The organism is Siccirubricoccus phaeus (genome assembly GCF_008360935.1).
Classification (GTDB): Bacteria; Pseudomonadota; Alphaproteobacteria; order Acetobacterales; family Acetobacteraceae; genus Siccirubricoccus; species Siccirubricoccus phaeus.
In genome coordinates this window covers 97,022-118,728 of sequence record NZ_SRXO01000004.1, presented here as the reverse complement: position 1 = coordinate 118,728, position 21,707 = coordinate 97,022, and the positions used below count along the sequence as shown (strand labels likewise).

Annotated in this window: 20 protein-coding genes; 6 read left to right on the top strand and 14 right to left on the bottom strand. The window is 72.4% G+C overall.

Annotation, left to right across the window (positions count from 1 at the left end):
- Positions 1-31: 31 nt before the first annotated feature.
- The gene (locus tag E5N76_RS07180; protein ID WP_149536612.1) at positions 32-1,201 is read left to right on the top strand and encodes a 2OG-Fe(II) oxygenase; all 1,170 of its coding nucleotides are present in this window, start codon (positions 32-34) and stop codon (positions 1,199-1,201) included.
- Positions 1,202-1,510: 309 nt separating this feature from the next.
- Here the strand turns inward: E5N76_RS07180 and E5N76_RS07175 are convergent, their stop codons facing one another.
- The 10 genes from E5N76_RS07175 to E5N76_RS30965 all read right to left on the bottom strand — a co-directional run bounded on the left by E5N76_RS07175 (position 1,511) and on the right by E5N76_RS30965 (position 12,454).
- Entirely contained in the window at positions 1,511-2,170 is a 660-nt protein-coding gene (locus E5N76_RS07175; RefSeq protein ID WP_187830035.1) for a DUF4198 domain-containing protein, read from the bottom strand.
- A 17-nt stretch (positions 2,171-2,187) separates the two neighbouring features.
- Positions 2,188-2,517: a DUF3325 domain-containing protein gene (locus E5N76_RS07170; protein ID WP_149536610.1), complete on the bottom strand. Its 330-nt coding sequence runs from the start codon at positions 2,515-2,517 to the stop codon at positions 2,188-2,190.
- Positions 2,517-4,073 (bottom strand): PepSY-associated TM helix domain-containing protein, encoded by a 1,557-nt coding sequence (locus E5N76_RS07165; protein ID WP_149536609.1) that lies wholly within the window; start codon positions 4,071-4,073, stop codon positions 2,517-2,519. The genes E5N76_RS07170 and E5N76_RS07165 overlap by 1 nt, the downstream gene beginning before the upstream one ends.
- The gene (locus E5N76_RS07160) at positions 4,070-4,375 is read right to left on the bottom strand and encodes a DUF3649 domain-containing protein (protein ID WP_235907600.1); all 306 of its coding nucleotides are present in this window, start codon (positions 4,373-4,375) and stop codon (positions 4,070-4,072) included. Before E5N76_RS07160 ends, E5N76_RS07165 begins: the two co-directional genes overlap by 4 nt.
- Positions 4,372-6,543: a TonB-dependent siderophore receptor gene (locus E5N76_RS07155; protein ID WP_149536607.1), complete on the bottom strand. Its 2,172-nt coding sequence runs from the start codon at positions 6,541-6,543 to the stop codon at positions 4,372-4,374. The genes E5N76_RS07160 and E5N76_RS07155 overlap by 4 nt, the downstream gene beginning before the upstream one ends.
- 113 nt (positions 6,544-6,656) lie before the next feature.
- Positions 6,657-8,801, bottom strand: coding sequence for a TonB-dependent siderophore receptor (locus E5N76_RS07150; protein ID WP_187830034.1), 2,145 nt, complete (start codon positions 8,799-8,801; stop codon positions 6,657-6,659).
- 280 nt (positions 8,802-9,081) lie between these two features.
- Positions 9,082-9,552, bottom strand: a complete 471-nt coding sequence (locus E5N76_RS07145) for a DUF29 domain-containing protein (protein ID WP_149536605.1) — start codon at positions 9,550-9,552, stop codon at positions 9,082-9,084.
- A gap of 94 nt (positions 9,553-9,646) precedes the next feature.
- Entirely contained in the window at positions 9,647-10,537 is an 891-nt protein-coding gene (locus E5N76_RS07140; protein ID WP_149536604.1) for a prephenate/arogenate dehydrogenase family protein, read from the bottom strand.
- Positions 10,527-11,624, bottom strand: coding sequence for a histidinol-phosphate transaminase (gene hisC, locus E5N76_RS07135; RefSeq protein ID WP_149536603.1), 1,098 nt, complete (start codon positions 11,622-11,624; stop codon positions 10,527-10,529). Before hisC ends, E5N76_RS07140 begins: the two co-directional genes overlap by 11 nt.
- A 5-nt stretch (positions 11,625-11,629) precedes the next feature.
- A complete protein-coding gene (locus E5N76_RS30965; protein ID WP_187830033.1) occupies positions 11,630-12,454 on the bottom strand; it encodes a chorismate mutase in 825 nt (274 codons plus the stop codon).
- Positions 12,455-12,774: 320 nt separating this feature from the next.
- On the opposite strand from E5N76_RS30965, the gene metX reads away from it, so the two are divergent.
- Both metX and metW read left to right on the top strand, forming a co-directional pair.
- The gene (gene metX, locus E5N76_RS07125) at positions 12,775-13,929 is read left to right on the top strand and encodes a homoserine O-acetyltransferase MetX (protein WP_149536601.1); all 1,155 of its coding nucleotides are present in this window, start codon (positions 12,775-12,777) and stop codon (positions 13,927-13,929) included.
- A 71-nt stretch (positions 13,930-14,000) separates the two neighbouring features.
- Positions 14,001-14,600, top strand: coding sequence for a methionine biosynthesis protein MetW (gene metW / locus E5N76_RS07120; protein ID WP_149536824.1), 600 nt, complete (start codon positions 14,001-14,003; stop codon positions 14,598-14,600).
- Positions 14,601-14,673: 73 nt separating this feature from the next.
- Here metW and E5N76_RS07115 read toward each other — a convergent pair whose 3' ends face one another.
- From E5N76_RS07115 to E5N76_RS07105, 3 genes are read right to left on the bottom strand one after another with little or no spacing between them, the layout of a single operon-like run.
- Positions 14,674-16,047, bottom strand: coding sequence for a putative O-glycosylation ligase, exosortase A system-associated (locus tag E5N76_RS07115; RefSeq protein ID WP_149536600.1), 1,374 nt, complete (start codon positions 16,045-16,047; stop codon positions 14,674-14,676).
- Positions 16,048-16,050: 3 nt separating this feature from the next.
- A complete protein-coding gene (locus E5N76_RS07110) occupies positions 16,051-16,314 on the bottom strand; it encodes a hypothetical protein (protein ID WP_149536599.1) in 264 nt (87 codons plus the stop codon).
- Between the two features lie 49 nt (positions 16,315-16,363).
- Complete coding sequence (locus E5N76_RS07105; protein ID WP_149536598.1) at positions 16,364-17,470, bottom strand: GNAT family N-acetyltransferase; 1,107 nt, start codon at positions 17,468-17,470, stop codon at positions 16,364-16,366.
- Between the two features lie 109 nt (positions 17,471-17,579).
- Here E5N76_RS07105 and E5N76_RS07100 point away from each other — a divergent pair, with 109 nt between their 5' ends.
- Positions 17,580-18,503 carry a glycosyltransferase gene (locus tag E5N76_RS07100; protein ID WP_149536597.1) on the top strand — a complete coding sequence of 308 codons (924 nt, stop codon included), beginning with the start codon at positions 17,580-17,582 and terminating at the stop codon, positions 18,501-18,503.
- Between the two features lie 244 nt (positions 18,504-18,747).
- Positions 18,748-19,470 carry a YdcF family protein gene (locus E5N76_RS07095; protein ID WP_149536596.1) on the top strand — a complete coding sequence of 241 codons (723 nt, stop codon included), beginning with the start codon at positions 18,748-18,750 and terminating at the stop codon, positions 19,468-19,470.
- A gap of 172 nt (positions 19,471-19,642) precedes the next feature.
- Here E5N76_RS07095 and E5N76_RS07090 read toward each other — a convergent pair whose 3' ends face one another.
- Entirely contained in the window at positions 19,643-20,719 is a 1,077-nt protein-coding gene (locus E5N76_RS07090) for an A/G-specific adenine glycosylase (RefSeq protein WP_149536595.1), read from the bottom strand.
- A gap of 579 nt (positions 20,720-21,298) precedes the next feature.
- Here E5N76_RS07090 and E5N76_RS30350 point away from each other — a divergent pair.
- Positions 21,299-21,706: a DciA family protein gene (locus E5N76_RS30350; RefSeq protein WP_235907625.1), complete on the top strand. Its 408-nt coding sequence runs from the start codon at positions 21,299-21,301 to the stop codon at positions 21,704-21,706.
- Position 21,707 lies beyond the last annotated feature (1 nt).

Here is a 21,707-nt window from a genome sequence, read left to right as displayed (position 1 = left end):
AGGGAAGCTGCGAGGTCCTCGCAGGTTGCCCATGTCGTCTCTCCCGCGCCGGCTGACGCCCGGCGACCCCGCCCCCTGGTTCTTCGCCCCCTCGGCGGCCAATCCGCGCTACAATTTCGCCAGCGCGGCAGGGCGCTACGTGCTGCTGGCCTTTCTCGGCCCGGCCGGCAGCCCGGGCGCCGCCGCCCTGCTGGCGGCGCAGGCGGAAGGGCTGCTGGATGACCGCAAGGCCACCGCCTTCCTCCTCAGCATCGACCCGGCCGAGACGGTGACGGACCGCCTGCCCGGGCTGCGCGTGCTGCAGGACCGGGACCTGGCGGTCAGCCGCCTCTACGGCGTGGCCCGGCCGACGCCCGGCGCCGGCGGCCTTCGCTTCGGCCCGACGGTGCTGCTGCTGGACCCGCTGCTGCGCCTCATCGCCGCCGCCCCGGCGGCGCAATTGCCGGCGCTGCTGGACCTGCTGCGCCGCCTGCCGCCGCCCGAGCTGCATACCGGCCAGGAATGCCCCGCCCCCGTGCTGCTGCTGCCCCGGGTGCTGGAGCCGGAATTCTGCGCCCGCCTGATCGCCTGGTACCAGGCGCAGGGCGGCGAGGAGAGCGGCTTCATGGTGGAGCGGGAGGGTCGGACGGTCGGCACCTATGACCCCGCCACCAAGCGGCGGCGGGATTGCCAGATCACCGACCCGGCGCTGCAGGAAGGGCTGCGGGAAAGGCTGGCGCGCCGCCTGGCGCCGGAGCTGCGCAAGGCCTTCCACTTCACCGCGACGCGGATCGAGCGCTACATCGTCGCCTGCTACGACGGCGCCGAGGGCGGGCATTTCCGCGCCCACCGGGACAACACCACCCCGGGCACGGCGCATCGGCGCTTCGCGGTGACGATCAACCTGAATGACGAATTCGAGGGTGGGGAGCTGTGGTTCCCGGAATTCGGCCCGCGGCGCTACCGGCCGCCGCTGGGCGGGGCCTGCGTCTTCTCCTGCTCCCTGCTGCATGAGGCGCGGCCGGTGACGCGCGGCCTGCGCTACGCGACGCTGCCCTTCCTGTACGACGAGGCGGCGGTGAGGCTGCGGGAGGAAGGGCGGAAGACCTTGGCGACGGGAAATGGGGGCTTCGCCGCCATGCCTCCGCCAGGGGCTCGCCCGTTGGCGGCAGTGCCGCCAACCCCCGCTGGGGAGGGGACCCCTCCCCGGACCCCGGCGTGAGTCGGCTGGTTCAGCCCGTCGGGTCGGAAAACTCATACCGGGGTCCGGGGACTGGTCCAGTCCCGGGCGGGAGTTCGGGGGCAGCGCCCCCGATCTTCCTGTTTGTTTTTCTTCGGAATTTCCCAAGGGTAGAGCAGATTCACGCCTCCGGACGATGCCGCCCTCCGGCGATCTGCTCTAGAGCGGGATCGGTTGAGCTGCGCTCACCCGCCCCGCTCTAGCTCTTTGTTCGGTCGCGTGACTCACGGTTTCGGTCGATTTGACCTCAACCGATCACGCTCTAGCGCCTACGGGGCAAGGCCCCCGCCCTCACCTCTCCGTCCAGGGAATCCCCCCCTCCGCCACGAAGGACAGCGTCGAGACGTAGCGCAGCCGCGCATAGGCGCCGTCGCCGCTGCCGCCTGGCGTCGCCTCGGTGTGGATCACCTCCGCCACGTAGCGCCCGGCCCAGGGCGTCTCGAATTGCACCCTTCCCTCGGCATTGCTGCGCAGCTTCCGCTCCCAGCGCGGTGGGGCCACCAGCGTCACCTCCGCCCGCGCCAGGGGCTGGCCGCGCAGCAGGACGGTGAACTCATTCCCGCCCGGCGCCACCGGCACCAGCTCCAGGTCCAGCGCGTGGCGGGTCTCGCTGCGGCCCTCCCGCGCCAGCATGACGGTCTTGGTCTTCTCCTCCCGGCCGAAGGGCGGCAGCCCCTCCTCCGCCAGCCGGACATCGCCGGTGCCGGCGGGCAGCGTGGCACTGAAATGGTCCGCCGCGCGGGTCAGCGGCAGCGGCGCGGCGGGGTCGGCGGCGAAGGCGCGTGGGCCGGGAATGCGGTCCAGCAGCCCGCCCGTCTTCTCCCGCACATTCTCCACCGGCTCGCCGAAATAGGCGCGGGCGGTCTGGCCCTCCCGCTCCAGCCAGATCTGGTGCGCCATGGCGGGGCCGGAGACGGCCAGCAGGGCGGCAAGGGGCATCCATCGCATCATCATTGGCGTTCCTTTCCTCATTCCAAGCCGATCCAGGCGGAGAGCCCCAAGACCGGCAGCAGCGGGGCCAGCAGCACGGCGGCGCGCGGCGCGAAGGCCAGCAGCGCCACCAGGCCGAGGGCAGCGACCGTCAGCACGCCGCACCAGGCGACCGGCCCGATGGACCAGCCCCAGAGGGCGAAGCAGGGCAGGGTGGAGAGGCCGAGCAGCGCCGCCCCCGTCAGCCGCAGGGCCAGGCGCCGCGGCCGGGGCGGCGCGCCGCCCAGCAGCTCCCGGTGGTGCCGGTCCATGGCGAGCGAGAGCAGCAGGAAGCCGGGATAGGCGAGGCCGAGGGCGAGCACCGCCATCACGCGCCCTCCGCCCGCAGCCGGCCGAGCGGCGCTGCTGCCGCCGCCCGGCGCGACTCCCGCCACAGCTTGCGCGCCGCCAGGGCGAAGGCCAGGCCGAAGCCGAGGAAGCCGAGATCCATCCCGGCCATCAGCCAATCCCCGGCCGGCAGGGTGACGCCCAGATGATACCGCGTCGTCAGCGCGGTCAGCAGCGGCAGGCCGAGGCCGAGCAGCGCGGCGAATCCCGCCTGTTCCGCCCAGCCGCGCCGTCCGGGGCGCAGCGCCGCATGCAGGTAGGCGAGCAGCCAGAGGCCGAAGAAGATCCGGATCTCCCAGTCCGACCGCGCCTCCATCACCCGCGGCAGCAGCCGGTCGGCCCAGAAGAAGCCGAGCATGGCAACGGGCAGGCCGAAGACGGTGCCGAGATTCAGCGTCTCCACCAGGCGCAGGCCGAAGCCGCGCCTGGCGGCCCCTTGGCCTGCCCTCTTCGGCACCCGCTTCGCCGCCCAGAGCACCAGGCCGGTGCCGACCATGGCGGTGCCGGCCAGGCCGGAGAGGAAGAAGAGGAAGCGGAGGAGGTGGCTCTCGAACCGGGCGAAATGCAGGCGGTACATGGCCCCGGCGGTCTGCACCGCCGGCGCCTCGTTGCCGGTCGCCGCGCGCAGCTCGCCGGTGGTGCCGGAGAAGACCAGCTCCTGCCGCTTGATCGGCAGCTCCGGCCCGTCGCCACGGCCGAGCGAGATGCGGGCATTGGCGTCGCCCGGCGACTGCACGGAGATGCGCCGCACCCCGGCCTCCGGCCAGCGCCGCAGCGCCTCCGCCACCAGCGGGGCGATGTCGGTCAGCGGCGCCGCCTGGCCGGCCGGGCGGACGGGCGGCGGAATGCCCAGCGTATCGGCGAAATAGGCCTGGGAATTGCCCTGATACGCCACCTGGATGCCCCAGGGCATGTACATGAACATCAGGGTGACGAGGCCGGTATAGGTGATCATCAGGTGGTAGGGCAGCGCCAGCACGGCCAGCGCGTTATGCGCGTCCAGCCAGGAGCGGCCGGCGGCCTTGCCGGGGCGGAAGGTGAAGAAATCGGCGAAGATGCGGCGATGGGTGATGACCCCGCTGAGGATCGCCACCAGCATCGCCATGGCGCAGGCGCCGACGACCCAGCGGCCCCAGATCGGCGGCATGTGCAGCTCGAAATGGAAGCGGTAGAAGAATTCGCCGCCGCGCGTCTCGCCGGCTTCCGCCAGCCGGCCGCTGACGGGATCGATGACGCCGTCGCGGAAGCGACGCTGCTCCCTGGAGCGCCAGAAGACGCGGATCAGCGGGTCGGAGTCCGTCGGCAGGCCGATGAACCAGGGGCCGTCGGGCGCAATCCGCTGCAGCTCCTGCACCGCCAGCGTCGCGGCGTCCGGCGCCGGGAGGGCGGTGCGCAGCTCCGGCCGCATCCAGGCAGTGGTCTCGCCGCGGTAATAGGCAGCCGTCCCGGTGAGGAAGACGGCAAAGAGGATCCAGCCCGGAATCAGCCCGGCCCAGGTGTGCAGCCAGGCCATGCACTGGCGGAAGCCCTGCTTCATGTGACCCTCCCTGCCCAGCTTGCCGCCGCCAGCAGCAGCGCCGGCAGCAGGATGCCGGCCCAGGCCCGCCAGGCGCTGCGCGCGGCGAAGGCCCAGAGCACGGCGCCGGCATAGGCGGCGAAACTCAGCATCATGCCGGTGAGCACCGCCTCCGCCCGCGGCATGGGCAGCAGCAGGGCGCAGGCGACGGAGACCAGCGCGCCGACCGCATAGCCGCCCACCACCGCGGCCAGGGTGCGGGAGAGGACGCCCGGCCAGCGCCAGGCGCGGAACCCCTGCCAGGCGCGTTGCAGCGCGTTCACCATCGGTAGCTCAGCGTCGCATAGACGGTGCGGCCCGCCCCATAGCTGCAGGAGGCGAGGGTGTAGCAGGCGGCGACGTATTTCTCATCGCCAAGATTGTTGGCGTTCACCGCCAGCCGCCATTGCCGCCAATCCGCCCGCACCAGCGCATCCACCAGCGTATAGCTGGGCACGTTGAATTGCGGGGAGCCGGGGCCCGGGCTGCCATTGCCGGTGGAGTTGCCGTAGTAGCGGACGCCGCCGCCCAGGGTGATGAGCAGCTCCTCCGCCACCGGCCAGGTGTAGTCCACCCAGAGCGCGCCGGTCTGGGAAGGGATGGCGGCCGGGCGCATGCCGAGATTGTTGGCGATGTTGGTCTTCATCACCTCCGGGTCCTGCGCCGTCCAGGCGGCGAGGAGGTTGAGCCGCGGCGTGAGGGCAAGGCGCGCCTCCAGCTCCAGCCCGCGCACCCGGACCTCGCCGGTCTGGACGGAGTAGGTGATGTTGTTCGGATCCGGGGTCAGGACGTTCTGCTGGGTAAGCTGGAAGATGGTGGCGGAGTAGAGGCTGGACTGGCCGGGCGGCTGGTATTTGATGCCGGCCTCGTACTGCTCGCCGGTGGTGGGGGAGAAGGCGCCGCCGCCGCGGGCCGGCGACATGGTGCCGATATTCGGCAGGAAGGAGGTGGCGTAGGCGAAATAGGGCGAGACGCCGGAATCGAAGGCGTAGAGCAGCGCCGCGCGGCCGGTGAAGTGGCTGTCGCGCTGGCTGGAATCGCGGCCGGTGCGGTTGTTGAGCGTGCTGGTATCGGCGAAATCCTGGCGCCCCGTCAGCGTCAGGTACCAGCGGTCCAGCCGGAGCTGGTCCTGCAGATAGAGCCCGGTCTGCACCTGCGTCTGGTTGGTGGAGGCGTTGATGGGCAGGGCGCCGGGATTGTAGCCGTAATTCGGGGTGAAGACGTCCAGCGGGGCGGCGGCCGCGGCATAGGTGCGCGCATGCGCGTTCAGCATGCGGTAGTCCACGCCGAACAGCAGGGTGTGTTCCAGCGGTCCGGTGACCACCCTGCCCTGCACCTGGTTGTCGATGGCGAAGCTGCGATAGGTCGGGTTCTGGTAGGAGGCGACGCGGGCAAGGGTGCGCTGCTGGCCGGCCGGGCTGAAGCCGCTGGCATAGATGGAGGGGTAGTCCAGCTCCTGGTAGGTGTAGCGGAAATTGGAGCGCAGGGTCCAATCCTCGTTCAGCCGGTGCTCGATGCGCGCGCCGATGCCGAATTGCGTCCGGCGGTAGTGGTCCCAGCCGGGCTCGCCCGTCGCGCGGCCGCGCGGGATGGTGCCGTTGGGGTTGGGCAGCACCGTGCCGGCGGCGGGCAGCCACTGGCCGGTGATGCCGGCATCGTCGCGCATATAGCTGGCGAGCAGGGTGATGGTGGTGTCGCCGGTCGGCCGCCAGGTGAGCGAGGGGGCAAGGTAGATGCGGTTGTCGCGGCCGGCATCCACATAGGTGTCCGAATCGCGGACCAGGCCGTTGAGGCGCCACAGCAGGGTATCGCCCTGGCCGGCGGTGCCGCCGACATCGAACATGCCCTGGATGCGGCCGAAGGTGCCGCCCTGGATCGCCACCTCGTTCGGCTGGCCGATGTAGGGCGCCTTGCTGATGCTGTTGATGATGCCGCCGAGATTGCCCTGGCCGTAGAGGCCGGAATTGGCGCCGCGCAGCAGCTCCACCCGCTCCATGCCCCAGGGCTCGATGCGGAAGCTGTGGGCCGCGACCGGCACGGGCACGCGCAGCCCGTCCAGGTAGATGTCCGGGGTGAAGCCGCGCACCGTGCCGTACTCGCCACGGAAATCGGACAGGATGCCCTGGCCGTTCGCGGTGTAGCGCAGCGCGTCGCCCAGGTTGCGGGCGTTCTGCGTATCCATCTGCTCGCGGGTGACGACGGTGACGTTCTGCGGCGTCAGGATCAGCGGCGTATCGGTCTTGGTGCCGCTGGCGCTGCGCTCGGCGGAGATGCCCTGGACGGGACCGGTGGCGGTCTCCCGGACGCCCAGGACACGAAGCTCCGGCAGGCGCACGGCGCCTTCGGCGTCGGGCTGGGCGGTCTGGGCCCGGGCGGCAGGCGCGGCCAGGGCCAAGGCGGTGGCGAACAGAGGAAGCAGCCTGGCCGGGCCGGGCACTGGGGCAATCCGCATCAAATCTCTTCCGCAAGCAAGTCGCAGGGCGCCTCGGGCGGGCGCCCCGGCGCCAATTGCAATTGATTCTTACTTTCAGCAATAGCGGAATGCGGGGTCCGCGTCGCCTCGCCTCACCAGCGGTAGCGCAGCGCGGCGGTGATGGTCAGCCGCTCGCCGTAGAAACAGGCATAGGTGCAGGTGGCGACATATTGCTTGTCGAACAGGTTGGTGGCGTTCAGGGAAAGCCGCCACTGCTCGTTGAAATCGTACCGTGCCATGGCGTCCACCAGGCCGACATCCGGCACCTTGATGAGGTTCGCCGTGTCCCGCGTGCCGCTGCTGTAGCGCACGCCGGCGCCGAGGCCGAGGCCGCGCAGCGGGCCTTCCGTGACGGTGGCGTCGCCCCAGAGCGTGGCGCGGTGCATCGGCACCGCCGCCGGCGTGCGCCCCACCTCGGCCGGCAGGCTGCTCTTCATGATGCGCGCATCGGTATAGGCATAGCTGGCGATGAGGCTGAAATTCTCGGAGAGCTCGGCGCGGCCCTCCAGCTCGACGCCGCGGGCGCGGATCTCGCCGGTCTGCGTCGCGAAGCCGGGATGCGCGACATCGGCGCCGACCACGTTCTGCTTGGTCAGCTCATAGGCGGCGAGGCTGACGAGGCTGCGGGCGCCGGGCGGCTGCCAGCGGATCCCGACCTCGTATTGCTGGCCGGTGCTGGGTTTGAGCGCGCCGCCGCCGACGACGGTGGCGGTGGTGTTGGGGATGAAGGATTCGGAATAGCTGGCATAGGGCGCGAAGCCGCCATCCAGCAGCCAGACCAGGCCGACGCGGCCGCTGAAGGCGCTGTCCTCCGGCGCCACCACGCTGCGGGCCAGGCGGTTCGTCACCTCGGTGGAGGCCCAGTCCTGCCGCCCGCCCAGCAGCAGCACCAGCCGGTCCGCGATCCGCACCTGGTCCTGCAGATAAAGGCCGAGCTGGCTGACCGTGCTCAGCGAATTGATGGTGGTGCCGAGCTTCGCGACCGGGATGCCGAGATGGTAATTCGGCGCGTAGAGGTCGAGGCCGGGCACGCCTGTGCGGGTGGTGCCGCGGATATCGACAAGGCGGGTCTGGGCGAAGTCGAACCCCGCCAGCACGGTGTGGGAGAGCGGCCCGGTGGCGAAGCGCGCTTCAACCTGGTTGTCCAGCAGGTACTGGGTGGAGGTGGTGCGGCGGTTCTCGGCGGAGCGGGCGACGCTGCGCTGGTCCGGCGAAAGGCCGGCGGCGCTGGTGGGGCTGACCACCTGCAGGTCGCGGATCGTCGAATCGGCGGTGAGGTAGCGGAAATTCTGCCGCACCGTCCAGGTCGCGTCGAAGCGGTGCTCGGCCAGCCAGCCGATGGAGAAGGTCTCCGTCTCGTAGCTGTCGAAGCCCGGCTGGCCGACGAAGCGGCTGGTGGAGATCGGCCCGTTGCGGTTGGGCAGCACGGTGCCGTTGAAGGGGTAGCCGTAATTGTAGGCGGTGTCGCCGCGGTAATAGCTGCCGAGCAGGGTGATGCTGGTATCGGCGCTCGGCCGCCAGGTGAGCGCCGGGGCGATGTAGCGGCGATCGTCCGGGATGTGGTCGATCATCGTGCCGCTGTCGCGCCAGAGGCCGGTGAGGCGGTAGCTGAGGCTGCCATCGGCGGTGAGCGGCCCGCCGAAATCCGCGGCGACCTGGCGGTGGCCGTAGCTGCCGCCGCTCAGCTCGATTTCATGCAGCGGCGTCGCGGTGGGGCGCTTGCTGACGAGGTTGAGGATGCCGCCCGGCTCCACGGCGCCGAACAGGATGGAAGCGGGGCCGCGCAGCACCTCGATGCGCTCCAGCCCGTAGGTCTCGATCAGGCCCAGCCCGTAATTGTTGGCGCCCCAGCGCAGCCCGTCGCGGAAGATGGAATTGTTCTGCGCCGAGCCCTGGAAGCCGCGGATCACGAAGGTCTCGTCGCTGCGGCTGAAGCCCTGGCCGGCGACGATGCCCGGGGTGTAGGCCAGCGCGTCGCGGATGGTCTGCGGCCGCTGCGCATCCATCTGGTCCCGGGTGACGATGGAGACGGATTGCGGGGTTTCCAGCAGGGGCGTGTCGGTCTTGGTGCCGGCGGCGCTGCGTTCGGCGACATAGCCGCGGACCGGGCCGGTGGCGGTTTCCGCCTGGCCCTGGATGCTGAGTTCCGGCAGGCGCACCGCGCCTTCGGGCTCCGGCCGGGTGGTCTGGGCGCGGGCGGCCGGCGTGGCGAAAAGGCAGGCGGCGAGGAGGGGCACCAGGCGGGGACGGCCTGGTTTGGCTGGGCTGCGGCGCATGGCGGTTCTCAAGGGGATTCGTGACGGCTGGGGTGTGCCGATGCAACCAATTGCAATTGATTCTTAGTGTCATCAAGAGAGGAAAAGCGGGACGGAGGTGCCTCGCCGGGCCCGGCGAGGCACGGGCCGGACGAGGACGTCGCAGCCCGGCGCCGCGGCATCACCGCCTCGCCGCCGGCGCCGATGCGGGCACGGCCCGAGGATGGAACGATATCGGAATTAAAAGGGCTCGGGGCGGGGGTCAGGCGTCGAGGTGGGCAAGCAGGGTGTCGATCTCCGGCTGGCGGTCCAGCAGCTCCGCCAGGGTGAAGGGGCAGGCTTCCGACACCTCCCGCGCGATTCCCGCCTCCACCGCCAGCTTCGCCAGGGCGACGTCGCGGGCGCTGGCCCAGATCTCCGGCAATTCCAGCCGCGGCAACATGCCGGGGGTGGCAAGACGCCCGGCCCGGGCCAGGGCAGCGCGGGCCTCGGCCCGCCAATGCGGCACTGCCTCTCTCCGCGCCGCGGCATAGGCCAGGACCAGGTGGCGCAGCCCGACATCCAGCAGGCTTTCCACCGCATTCAACTGGCTGCGCCCCACGCTCTCGACCTCGTCGATCAGGTTGGGCCAGTCGATGGCGTCGTTCACCCGCTCCCCGGCCGCCAGCCGTCGCAGCAGCGCGGCCTGCTGCTCGGACCAGCGGAGGATGTCGGAATCGTAGAGCCCGTCCATGGGGGCAAAGCTAAGGGCGGCCCGGGCGGGAATCCAGTGCTTCAGTGAAGCCGCGGTCCGGCCAGGCCAGCCACAGCCGGCCCCGCCCGCCGCCTCACGCCTGCTTCCGCTCGATCAGCCCCCGCCGGATCCGCCTGCCGCGTCTTATGCGGTCCTCGATGAACTCCGCCTGCCCCCAGCGCACCGCCCGCGCCAGCGCATGGCTGTCCTCGGTGAAGCGCGCCAGCATTTCCAGCAGCGCGTCGCGGTTGTTGAGGAAGATGTCGCGCCACATATCCACGTCGCTGGCCGCGATGCGGGTGAAGTCGCGGAAGCCGGAGGCGGCGAATTTCAGCACCGCCTCCCGCGTCTCCTCCGCCAAATCGTCCGCCGTGCCGCAGATGGTGAAGGCGATCAGATGCGGCAGGTGGGAGACGATGGCGACAACCTTGTCATGCGTCTCCGCATCCATCCGCTCCACCATGGAGCCGCAGCGGCGCCACAGCTCGGCGATCTTCTCCACCGCCGCGGGATCGCCGCCCGGCAGCGGCGTCAGGATGCAGTAGCGGCCCTCGAACAGCGCGGCGAAGCCGGCATCGGGGCCGCTGTGCTCGGTGCCCGCCATGGGGTGGGCCGGCACCAGATGCACCCCCGGCGGCAGCAGCGGCGCCAGGTCGCGGATGACGCTGCCCTTGGTGGAGCCGACATCGGAGAGCACGCAGCCCGGCGCCAGATGCGGCGCGATGGCACGCATCACCCCGGCGTAGGCGCCGACCGGCACGCAAAGGATGACGCCGTCGCAGCCTGCCACCGCCTTGGCAGCGTCGGGTTCCACCACATCGGCGAAGCCCAGCTCCCGCACCCGCGCCAGCGTTGCGTCCCGCCTGGTATGCGCGACGATGGTTTCCGCGACGCCGCCCTTCTCCCGCGCCGCCCGGGCGATGGAGCCGCCGACCAGCCCGACGCCGATCAGGCAGAGGCGCTTGAAGATCGGCTCAGGCCGCATCGGCGCTTCGCATGAAGGCGGTCAGCGCCTCCGCCACCATCATGCATTCCTCGGCGGTGCCCACGGTGATGCGCAGGCATTGCGGCAGGCTGTAGGCGCCCATGGCGCGCACGATCAGCCCGCGCGCCTTCAGCGCCGCATCCGCCGCCCTGGCCCGCGCCGCGGTGGCGAAATCCGCCAGGATGAAATTGCCCTCGCTCGGGTGCACCACGATGCCCGCTTCGGTCAGCGCGGCGCTCAGTTTCGCCCGCCATTCGGTGTTGTGGGCGACGCTCTTCTCCACCCAGCCCGGCTCCGCCAGCGCGGCGATGCCGGCGGCCATGGCAGGGGCGTTCACGTTGAAGGGGCCGCGCACCCGGTTCAGCACGTCGATCACCTGCGCCGGGCCGTAGCACCAGCCGAGCCGCAGGCCGCCCAGGCCGAACACCTTGCTGAAGGTGCGGGTCATCACCGTGTTGGTGCCGGCCTCCACCAGCGCGGCGCCCGCATCGTAGTCGTCGCGCGTCACGTATTCCGCATAGGCGCTGTCCAGCACCAGCAGCACGTCCTCGCGCAGCCCGGCGCGCAGCCGCGCCACCTCGGCCGCCGGCAGCATGGAGCCGGTGGGGTTGTTCGGGTTGGCCAGGAACATCAGCTTCGTGCGCGGCCCGACGGCGGCCAGCAGGGCGTCCACATCCGCCGTCAGGTTCTTCTCCGGCACCTTGATGATCTGGCAGCCGGCATAGCGCCCGGCGATGTCGTACATGACGAAGCCATGCGCGCTCATCACCAGCTCCGTCCCCTCCCCGCCATAGGCGAGGATGAGATGGGCGATGATCTCATCGGATCCGTTGCCGCAGACGATCCGCGCCGGGTCCAGCCCGAAGCGGGCGCCGAGCGCGGCGCGCAGCGGCCCCGCACCGCCATCCGGGTAGCGGTGCAGCTCCCCCGCCAGCTCCACATAGGCGGCCTTGGCGCCGGGCGGCACGCCGAAGGCACCCTCGTTCGAGGACAGCTTGACGATGCGGTTGACGCCCGGGACCTTCGATTCCCCGCCGACATAGGGCTCGATGGAGAGGATGGTGGGGCGGGGCAGCAGGCTCGGCATCGGGGTCACTCTCCTCTCTCGGGCGCGGCGTAGGCACCGAGGATCTGGGCGCGGGCGAAGGACAAGGCGAGGAGGCGCGGATCATCCGCCGCCAGCATCCCCTCCACCTCCGCCAGCGCCAGCACCACGCCGCCGATGCGGTGCAGCAGCATCAGCCGGGGCGGCAGTCCGGCAGCCGCCAGGGCGGCGGCCAGGGCGCCGCGGCCCCGGTCCTCCGCCAGCTCCAGGCGCAGCAGGGTGCGGTCGGCGCCGGAGGGGTCGGCCCGGCCCTGGGTGACGGCCAGCGCCTCCGGGAGGCCCTCCGCCTTCGGGGCATAGAAGGGCAGCCGCGCCACCACCTGCAGCCGCGGCACCTCCAGCCGGGTCCACCAGGTGGCCTCCGGCGCCTCGCCTTCCTCCGGCAGGGGCAGCACGGCCACCTGCGCCTCCCCCTCCGTCACCGCGGCCAGGGCGCGGGTCGCGGTCTCCACGCTGCGCAGCGGCGTCGGGGTGCCGAAATGCTCCCGCGCCAGGCGGGACAGCTCCACCCCCGCCGCGGGCACGGCGACGGCGAAGCCGCCCTGCATGGCGGAGGAGCCGGCCAGGATCTCCCGCCAAAGCCGCACCAGGGCGAGGCGCGGCAGCGGGCCGTGGTGGCGGGAGAGCAGGCGGCGGAGGATCATCGCCTCCCGCCCCGGCCGCAGCGGGCTGGCCTGGCGCCCGGCCTTGATGCCGCTGGCGGCCAGCCGCGCCACCACCTCGGCGCGGCGCATGATGAGGTCGTGCAGGGCGCTGTCGAGCGCGTCGATCTCCGCCCGGAGCTCGGCGAGCATGGTCTCAGGGCCTGGCATCGCGGCGGAATCTGGGGGCGGGGTCATCTTGATCCGGCTTTCAGCCCTGCTTTAGCCGGGGGGGCGGGCGCCGCCAAGGCAGGGGCTGCGGGTGCAGGCGCTCTCGCAGGCGCTGTTGAAGACCGGGCCGGCACACCCTATTCCTGCTGCTGTCGCGCGGCCGGACCCTTTCGTCCGCGCGACAGCAGCCTTTGTTTCCAATGACCTGCCGGGTCCCTCTCCGTCCCCGGGCTGCGCCTGGGGCGCGGGCAGGCACCATACCGGCCGCAGACCAGTAGATTGCATACGCCCATCTGCACACGGCCAATGAACGGAACGGCATGACCGCCCAGATCGCCCCCTTCCCGCAGGTGGACCATCAGCGCGCCCTGTTCGCGGAGGGCATGCGGCTGGATTGCGGCGTGACCATTGCCCCGGTCGTTGTCGCCTACCGCACCTATGGCCGGCTGAACGCCGCCCGCAGCAACGCCATCCTCATCTGCCACGCCCTGACCGGCGACCAGTATGTGGCGGAGCGCCACCCGCTGACCGGCCGCCCCGGCTGGTGGGAGAGCGTGGTCGGCCCCGGCAAGCCGCTGGATACCGACCGCTATTTCCTGATCTGCGCCAATGTGCTCGGCGGCTGCATGGGCTCGACCGGCCCGCGGGAGGAAATGACGGACCCGGCCGGAAGGCCGCTCGGCCGGCCCTGGGGCACGGATTTTCCCAATGTGACCATTCGGGACATGGTGAAAGCGCAGAAGAAGCTGGTGGACCATCTCGGCATCCCGCGCCTGCTGGCGGTGGTCGGCGGCTCCATGGGCGGCATGCAGGTGCTGGAATGGGCAGCGACCTTCCCGGAGACGGTCTTCGCCGCCGCCCCCATCGCGACGGCCGCCTATCACAGCGCCCAGAACATCGCCTTCCACGAGGTGGGGCGCGCCGCCATCCATGCCGACCCGGAGTGGAAGCGGGGGCGCTACTGGGAGGAGGGGCGGATCCCGGCCCAGGGCCTCTCCGTCGCCCGGATGGTGGCGCATATCACCTATCTCTCGGAGCAGGCGCTGACGCGGAAATTCGGCCGCCGCCTGCGCGGCGCCGCGGCGCTGACCTTCCTCGAGGACGTGTTCGAGGTGGAGAGCTATCTCCGTCACCAGGGCAGCACCTTCGTGCGCCGCTTCGATGCGAACAGCTACCTGACCATCACCCGCGCCATGGATTATTTCGACATGGCCGCCGAGCATGGCGGCGACCTGGCGGCCGCCTTCCGCGGCACGGCGACGCGCTTCTTCGTCGCCAGCTTCTCCTCCGACTGGCTGTTCCCCACCAGCGAGAGCCGCGCCCTGGTCCGCGCGCTGAACGCCGCGGCGGCGAATGTCAGCTTCGTGGAGATCGCCTCCGACAAGGGGCATGACGCCTTCCTGCTGGAGGAGCCGGAATTCCACCGGGCGCTGGGCGGGTTCCTCGCCGGCGCGGCGGACCGGGTGGGGGTCTAGCCATGCCGGATTCGCCCGCGGATCTCCGCCCGCCGCTGCCGCGCAGCGAAATCCGCTACGTCGCCAAGAACATGCGGCTCGACCTCCGCCTGATCGCGGAGATGATCCCGCGCGGCGCCCGGGTGCTGGATATCGGCTGCGGCGACGGCGCGCTGCTCGCCCATCTCACCGCGGAGAAGGCGGCCGATGCCCGGGGCATCGAGATCGACATGGCGGCCGCCACCCAGGCGGTCGCGGCGGGCCTCGCCGTCATCCAGGGGGATGCCGACCACGACCTGGCCTTCTACCCGGACGGCGCCTTCGACTATGTCGTGCTCTCCCGCACCCTGCAGGCGGTGGAGAAGCCGCGGGAGGTGCTGCGGCAGATGCTCCGCATCGGCCGGCACGCCATCGTCAGCTTCCCGAATTTCGGCCATTGGATGGTGCGCTGGCACCTGCTGGCCAAGGGCCGCATGCCGATGACCAGCACCTGGCACCGCGCCTGGTACGAGACGCCGAACATCCACCCCTGCACCATCCGGGATTTCTTCGGGCTCTGCGCCCTGGACGGCTATGTGGTGGAGGAATGGCTGGCGGTGGATGAGCACGGGCTGAAGGCGCCCTGGCGCCGCTCCCCCCGCCTCGCCAACCTGTTCGGCGAGCAGGCGCTGTTCCAGCTCCGCCGGCGCTGAGCACGGGCGCCGCGCGGAGCTCGCCAGGCCGTGGCCCTGCCCAGGTGCCCTGTCGTGGCTTCGTCGCGACAGGCTAACGCGCCGCTGCCCGCACCCGCGCCTCCCGCACGCGGCGCGGCACCCAGCCGGCCGCCGCCAGCCCCTCCCCGCGCCGCGCCACCCGGATTTCAGCGGAGGCGCGCTGCCAATGGTGGTGCAGGCAGGCGCCGAGGGCGAAGAGGTACCAGAACATCGGCTGGAACCCGATGCCGACGAAGGCGCCGCTCGAGAGCAGCACCAGCAGCGCCAATTGCAGCGCCGTCGCCAGGTCCCGGCACCAGACGAATTGCTCCAGCCCCTTCGTCTGCCGTCGCACCCGCTCCAGGCTCAGCAGGGTCAGCAGGTTGATCGCCAGGAAGAGCGCCAGGCCAGGCCAGCCATGCTCGCCCAGCATCTCGAAATAGATGCTGTGGAAGGCGCGGGCCTGCTGCACGACGCCTTCGGGCCGGTCGGGCGTCGGCGGGCTGCGGATCTCGTTGATCAGGTAGCTGTGGAAGCCGCCGCCCAGGGGATGCTCGGCGACGAAGCCGAGCGTCCATTTCCAGACCAGGATGCGGGTGAGGGCGGAGGATTCCGTGTTGTAGTCGTCGATCGTCCCCATCCGCTCCAGCCAGGCGGAGGAGGTGGCGAAGGCGAGGACCAGCGCCCCCGCCAGGCAGATCCCGCCGACCAGCAGCTTCCGCTTGCTGCGCCACCACAGCGCCAGGCCGAACACGCCGATGCCGACCAGCGCGCTGCGCTGATAGGTGCCGATCGAGGCGACGACGGCGAGGCAGGCGAGGCCGATATAGCCGAAGGGCGTCAGCTTCCAGCGCGGCGCGAGCAGGCTGTGGCGGGCGAGGTAGAGCAGCAGCGGCACGCACATCTGCGTCGCCGCGGCGAAATTGCCGCCCTCGCCGAAGCCGGTATTGCCGCCGAGCAGCCCGAGCTCCTTGCCGTAGCCGCCGCCGCTGACCAGCGTCTTCGCTCCCACCAGCAGGAAATGCGCGGCGAAGGAGAAGCAGATCACCTGCACCAGCGCCTCGATCTGGATGCGGGAGCGGAAGACGAAGACCATGAAGGCGGAGAAGACGATGGTCTTGAAGGCCCAGTCCCATTTGCCCCAGGCGGCTTCCGGCGCCACGGCGAGCACCGCGGTGGTGAAGGTGACCCAGAGGCCCATGGCGAGGATCAGGCAGAGCACCGGCGTCAGCCGCGGCGGGTAGCGCAAATCCCGCACCACGAACCAGCCGATGGCCAGCACGCCGAGGAGGAGCGAGATGGGGATGGCCGGCAGGATGGCATAGGCCACCGATTGCGGGCGGAAGATGCTGACCCAGACATAGCCGAGGCTGAGCACGAAGGGCGCGGCGAGGCCGAGGCCGATGAAGCTGAAATAGATGCCGGTGAGGAAGAGGCTGCGCAGCACGGCTCAGCCCTCCCCGTCCTGCCAGGCCCGGGCGCGCCAGCCGCCCGGCCGCGCTGGCCGCGGCGCCGGTGCGGCCGCGCGGCGGGGCCGGGCCCCGGGCGACGGCGTGGCCGGCCCGGCGCCTTCCCCCGGAACCGCGGCGTCCGGCGCGCCCGCCTCCCGCCGCGGCGGCTGGAACCAGGGCAGCATGGCGTCGAGCTGCACGGCACGGATCGCGACGTAGAGGCAGGCCAAGCAGGTCAGCAGAATTCCGAGGGTATCGATCATGCCGCGCCACGCCCTTCGCCCCGCCGGCCTGCCGCGCCGGCCGCCGCCATTACGCCCCGCATCGCCTTACCAACCTCTGCACGCCCTGGCCCAGCCGGCCGCGCCGCGCCCGGGCCAGCAGGCCCGCCGCCGACCAGCGCGGCACCAGCTCCGCCCAGACCAGCGCCGCTTCGGCATTCGCCAGGCTGCGCTTGTAGCGCGCCTCGCCGGCCAGGAAATCGTAGCATGCGGCACCTTCGGCCAGCGCCGCCTCGATGGCTAGATGGTGGCAGACCAGGCCGGGCCGGTCCCGCCCCGCCTCGCCCGCCAGGTCGAAGCCGCTCTGATAGGCGTGAATACGGCCGGAGCGGCGCAAATTGTAGAGCAGCCCCAGCACCCGCGCCCCGGCCGAGACGCGCAGCAGATCGACCTCCCCGCGCGGCAGGGCCTCGGCGACCAGGGCCTGGTGGAAGCGCCGGGCGAAGGTGGTGGCGAAGGCGCCCGGCTTGCCGCGTGCCCGCCAGCTCGCACCATGCAGCGCCATGAGCTGGTCGAGGAAGGCGGCGGCCTCGGCCGGCGTCGCGGCGCGCTCCAGCCGCAGCTTGCCATGGCGTTCCGCCCCCCGCAGGGCGCGGCGGAGCTGCTGCCGGGCATTGGCGCTGAGCGCGGCCAGATGGCTCTGCCCCGCCGCCCGCAGCGCCGCCAAATCCACCCAGGGCGCCGGCCGTGCCTGCCAGCGCCAGGGGGTGCCGCCCGCCGCCGCCGCCAGCCCCGGCGCGACGCCCGAAAGCACCAGCCACCGCACCCCCGGCACAAGCCAGCCCCGCCGCAGCAGTGCCGCGGCCAGCTCCGGCCCCGCCTCCGCCGCCAGCAGCGGCGCGTTGTGCTCGATGAAGGGCGCGTCCAGCGCCGCCTCCCCCGCCTCCGCCAGGCAGAGCCGCCCGGCGCGGCGGTTGCAGAGGGCGAGGCCGAGCAGCCGCCCATCGCGCTCCGCCCGCAGCAGCACCGGGTCGGCATAGCGCTCCGCCGCCAGGCAGCCCACCCAAGACCAGGACTGGAAGGGGGTGAAGGGCGCCGCCCGCGCCTCCAGCCCCCGCCATTCGGCGCCGAGCGCGGCGAAATCCCGGACCGGCACGGCGCTCAGCCGCGGTGCCGGCCCGGCTTCATCATCAGGCAAGGCAATGGGTCCAGACTCCGCCCGGCCGTTCCCCGGCCGGCATGGCGAAAGGGGGGCTGCGCCCGGCGCGGCGCGAGGCTATTGAAGGGGCAACCAGGGGCTTATTCGCATGGCCGGTCCTATCGTGTCGATTGCGGTCTTCGCCTACAACGAGGAGGCCGGCATCGCCGCCTGCCTGGACGCGATCGGCGCCTGCGCCGCGGAGGCCCGGCTGCGCGTCCATGTCCTCATCAATGGCTGCCGCGACCGGACGGAGGAGGTGGTCCGCGCCTACCGGCCGCCAGAGGGGGACCAAGGCTTCGAACTGGTGCCGGTGGTGATCCAGCGCGGCGACAAGGCCAATGCCTGGAACCACTACACCCATGAGGTGGCACCGGAAGACGCCGCGATCCATGTCTTCACCGATGCCGATGTGATGATCGCCCCGGGCAGCATCGCCGGCTTCCTCGCCGCCTTCGCCGCGGCGCCGGAGGCGGATGCCTGCGCCGGCCTGCCCGTCTCCGGCCGCACCCGGGCGGCGTTCCGCGCCAATCTGGTGCGGGAGAAATTCATCGCCGGCAACCTCTACGCCCTGCGCGACCGCTGCGTGATGGCGTTCCGCCGCCGCGGGCTCCGCCTGCCCTTCGGCATGTTCGGGGAGGACGGGCTGGTCGGCACCCTCATCAAATGGAACCTGGACACCAGGGGGGAGCGGGACGACCGCCGCATCATCGCCTGCGAGGCGGCGGGCTTCAGCTACCCCTCCCTCTCCCCCTTCCGCCCGGGCGATTGGCGGATCTACCACAACCGGATGATGCGCTACGCGGTGCGGCGGCAGCAGGCCAACATGCTCTACCCCCTGCTGTGGGAGGAAGGCGCGGCGGCGATGCCGGCGCATGTGCTGGACCTCTACCGGGCGCGGCACCGGCACATGCGGCTGCGCTGGAACGGCCTCAACACCTGGTTCGACTGGCGCGCCTGCCGCCGCATCCGTCGCGACATCCTGGCGGATGACAGCGTGCGGCAGGCGGAGCGGGCCCATCTCTACAGCTAGTGTCCCGATTCCACAGTCCTGCGGACTTCGTTCTCGGGCCACCAGCTTTTGTTCAGTGGCCTGCTTGTCCGCTGCGTCGCTGGAAATCCAGCGAACTTCGCGGGCAGGACACTAGAGCGGGATCAGTGGAGCTTCGCTTACCATCCCGCTCCAGCTCATTGTTTGGTCGCGTGACTCGCGGTCTCGGTCGATTCGACCTCGACCGGTCACGCTCCAGCGGCGCGGGGTCGGGTGGGGACAAGGCATGCAGGGGACCCTGACCTCGCTGCTGCTGCCGCCGCTGCTCCTCGTGCTGGTGGCGCTGCTGGGCGGCCTGGGGCGCCGGCGGGGGCTGGTCGCGCTGGCGGCGCTGCTGCTGCTGTTCCTCGCCACGCCGCTCTGCGCCGGGCTGCTCTACGCCTCGCTGGAGCGGGAGGTGCGGGTGGGCGAGCCCTACCCGGCCGCCGGCGCGCCGCCCGGCGCCGTCATCGTGCTCTCCGGCGAGGCGGCGCGGACGCGGGACGGGGCGGAGGTGGGGCCGCTGACGCTGGAGCGGCTGCGCGCCGGCGCGGCGCTGGCACGGCGCACCGGCCTGCCGCTGCTGGTCACCGGCGGCGCGCTAGGGCGGGGGGAGCCGCCGATCGCCGGCGTGATGGCGGCGGCGCTGCGGGAGGAATTCGGCGTGCCGGTGCGCTGGGTGGAGGATCGCGCCCGCGACACAAGGGAGAACGCGGCGTTCAGCGCGGAGCTGCTGCGGGCCGAGGGGATCGGCACCGCCTGGCTGGTGACGCATGCCTGGCACATGCCGCGCTCCCAGGAGGCTTTCGCCCGGGCCGGGCTGGTGACGCTGGCGGCGCCGGTGCGGCTGGACCGGGTGCCGGATGGCAGGCTCTCGGACTGGGTACCGCGGCCGGATCGCTGGGCCCAGAGCTGGTACGCGCTGCGGGAATGGGCCGGGCGGGCGGTGTACCGGCTGCGGGATGGGTGAGGGGCGGGCTCCGAAGCCCGTCGCCGCCGGTGCCCGGGCACCGCACCGCCACCGGAGACCGCGCACCACCATTGGAGCGGCCGGTGCGCAGGGCGGGAGCTCCCCCCGCTGGCGGGGGAGGGTCGGGGTGGGGGTGTCTCAGCGCGACACGCCCGGCTCCGCCACCCCCACCCTAACCCTCCCCCGCCAGCGGGGGAGGGAAGGAGGATGCCAGCCCCAGCACCCGCCGCATCACCGTCGGCAAGGCCGCGCCCAGCCCCGCCAGCGGCCGCAGCTCCTCGCCCTCGGCCACCGCCAGCGCCGGCACCTCGGCGCTGAACAGCCGCATCTCAAGTTCGAAATGGGTGAAGCCATGCCGCGCCAGGCCGGGCACCGCCTGCCAGCGCAGCCCGGGGCGCGGGGCGAAGGGCAGCGCCTCGGCCGTTTCCCAGCCGCCCTCCCGCCAGGGCGTGCCGGGCAATTCCAGCATCCCGCCCAGCAGCCCGCGCGGCGGGCGGCGGCGCAGCAGCACCTGCCCCGCCGCGTCCCGCAGCAGGAAATGCGCGCCATGCCGCAAGGGCCGGGCGCGCTTCGGCACCTTGCGCGGCAGCTCCGCCGCCACCCCCCGCCGCTGCGCCACGCAGCCGCCGCGCCAGGGGCAGAGGGCGCAGGCGGGCGTCCTCGGCGTGCAGATGGTCGCGCCCAGGTCGAACAGCGCCTGGGCGAAATCCCCCGGCCGCGCCCGCGCCGCCGCATCCGCCATGAACCCGCCGGCCAGCGCCGCCAGCACCGGCTTCACGCCGGGCAGCGGGCGTTCCTCAGCGGCCAGCCTTGCCATCACCCGCTCCACATTGCCGTCCACCGGCACCACCGCCTCGCCGAAGGCGATGGCGGCGATGGCGGCGGCGGTATAGGGGCCGATGCCAGGCAGCGCCCGCAGCCCCTCCGCCGTGCGCGGAAAGCCCCCGGCGGCCGCCACCGCCCGAGCGCAGGCCAGCAGGTTGCGGGCCCGGGCGTAGTAGCCGAGCCCAGCCCATTCCTCCATCACCGCCGCATCGGGCGCCGCCGCCAGCGCCGCCACATCCGGGAAACGCGCCAGGAAGCGAGCGAAGCGCGGCCCCACCGCGGCCACCGTGGTCTGCTGCAGCATCACCTCGGAGAGCCAGACCTGATAGGGGTCCGGCGCGCCGCCCGTGGCGCGGAAAGGCAGCACCCGGCGGTGGCGGTCATACCAGTCGAGCAAGGCGGCGGCGGGAGGTAGGATGGCCATATGGCCAAGGATAGCCCCGAACCGCGCAATCTCATCCCACCCGGGGGGCGCCCCGCCGGGGGCTCCCGGTCCAAAGCTGCGCCGCGGCCGGGCAGCCCGCAGCGCGCCGCCTCCTCGGGCGGTTCCCTGCCCCCCGCCGCCCCGCGGCCGGACGGGGCGGTGGCGGGCAGTTCGCCAAGGAGCGGCCCTCCGCCCGGCGGCGCACCGCTGCCGGGCGGGGCAGTGGCGGGCAGTTCGCCAGGAAGCAGCCCTCCGCCCGGCGGTCTACCGCGGCCGGGCGGGGTGGCGGCGGGCAGTTCGCCAGGAAGCGGCCCTCCGCCCAGCGGCGCCCGGCGGGCGGGCAGCCCGGCGACGGCCACCTCCCCCGGCAGCCCCCCGCCCAGCGGCGCCCCACAACCGAATGGCAAGGCGGAAGTCAGCTCGCCAGGCGGCGGTCCCCTTTCCGGCGGCGCCGCGCAGCCGGCCGGCCAGCCGAGGCGGGGCGCGCCGCGCGGCGGTCCACCCTCCACGGCCACCCCGCCGGCAGGCGCTGCTCCCGATGGAACCCGCTCCCCCTACGGCCCCCGCCCCCTCGGCGCCCTGCTGCCGGCCCTGACGCGCCCGGCCTTCAAGCGTCGCAGCCCGGCCGGTGCCATGCTGATGGCGGATTGGGCAACCGTCATCGGCCCGGCCCTCGCCGCCGTCACCCGCCCGCAACGCCTGGCCCAGGGCACCCTCACCCTCGGCTGCGCCGGCCCGGTGGCGATGGAGCTGACCCACCTCGCCCCCCAGCTTATCCAGCGGATCAACACCCATCTCGGCCGCGTCGCGGTGGAAAGGCTGCGCTTCGTCCAGCTCCCCGGCCTCGCCCCGAAAACCCCGGCACCGCCGCCGCCCCCCGCCCCTCTGCCCGCGGAAACGAGCGCCGCCCTGGCCGCCCTGCCCCCCGGCGAGTTGCGGGAAGCGCTGGCAAAGCTGGCGGCGGGCGTCTATCGGAACCGCCGATGAC

Excerpts from the sequence above, each read along its gene's own strand:
- E5N76_RS07180 (WP_149536612.1), top strand. The coding sequence starts at position 32 with ATGTCGTCTCTCCCGCGCCGGCTGACGCCCGGCGACCCCGCCCCCTGG.
- E5N76_RS07175 (WP_187830035.1), bottom strand. The coding sequence starts at position 2,170 with ATGATGCGATGGATGCCCCTTGCCGCCCTGCTGGCCGTCTCCGGCCCC.
- E5N76_RS07170 (WP_149536610.1), bottom strand. The coding sequence starts at position 2,517 with ATGGCGGTGCTCGCCCTCGGCCTCGCCTATCCCGGCTTCCTGCTGCTC.
- E5N76_RS07165 (WP_149536609.1), bottom strand. The coding sequence starts at position 4,073 with ATGAAGCAGGGCTTCCGCCAGTGCATGGCCTGGCTGCACACCTGGGCC.
- E5N76_RS07155 (WP_149536607.1), bottom strand. The coding sequence starts at position 6,543 with ATGCGGATTGCCCCAGTGCCCGGCCCGGCCAGGCTGCTTCCTCTGTTC.
- E5N76_RS07145 (WP_149536605.1), bottom strand. The coding sequence starts at position 9,552 with ATGGACGGGCTCTACGATTCCGACATCCTCCGCTGGTCCGAGCAGCAG.
- E5N76_RS07140 (WP_149536604.1), bottom strand. The coding sequence starts at position 10,537 with ATGCGGCCTGAGCCGATCTTCAAGCGCCTCTGCCTGATCGGCGTCGGG.
- hisC (WP_149536603.1), bottom strand. The coding sequence starts at position 11,624 with ATGCCGAGCCTGCTGCCCCGCCCCACCATCCTCTCCATCGAGCCCTAT.
- E5N76_RS30965 (WP_187830033.1), bottom strand. The coding sequence starts at position 12,454 with ATGCCAGGCCCTGAGACCATGCTCGCCGAGCTCCGGGCGGAGATCGAC.
- metX (WP_149536601.1), top strand. The coding sequence starts at position 12,775 with ATGACCGCCCAGATCGCCCCCTTCCCGCAGGTGGACCATCAGCGCGCC.
- metW (WP_149536824.1), top strand. The coding sequence starts at position 14,001 with ATGCGGCTCGACCTCCGCCTGATCGCGGAGATGATCCCGCGCGGCGCC.
- E5N76_RS07110 (WP_149536599.1), bottom strand. The coding sequence starts at position 16,314 with ATGATCGATACCCTCGGAATTCTGCTGACCTGCTTGGCCTGCCTCTAC.
- E5N76_RS07100 (WP_149536597.1), top strand. The coding sequence starts at position 17,580 with ATGGCCGGTCCTATCGTGTCGATTGCGGTCTTCGCCTACAACGAGGAG.
- E5N76_RS07095 (WP_149536596.1), top strand. The coding sequence starts at position 18,748 with ATGCAGGGGACCCTGACCTCGCTGCTGCTGCCGCCGCTGCTCCTCGTG.
- E5N76_RS07090 (WP_149536595.1), bottom strand. The coding sequence starts at position 20,719 with ATGGCCATCCTACCTCCCGCCGCCGCCTTGCTCGACTGGTATGACCGC.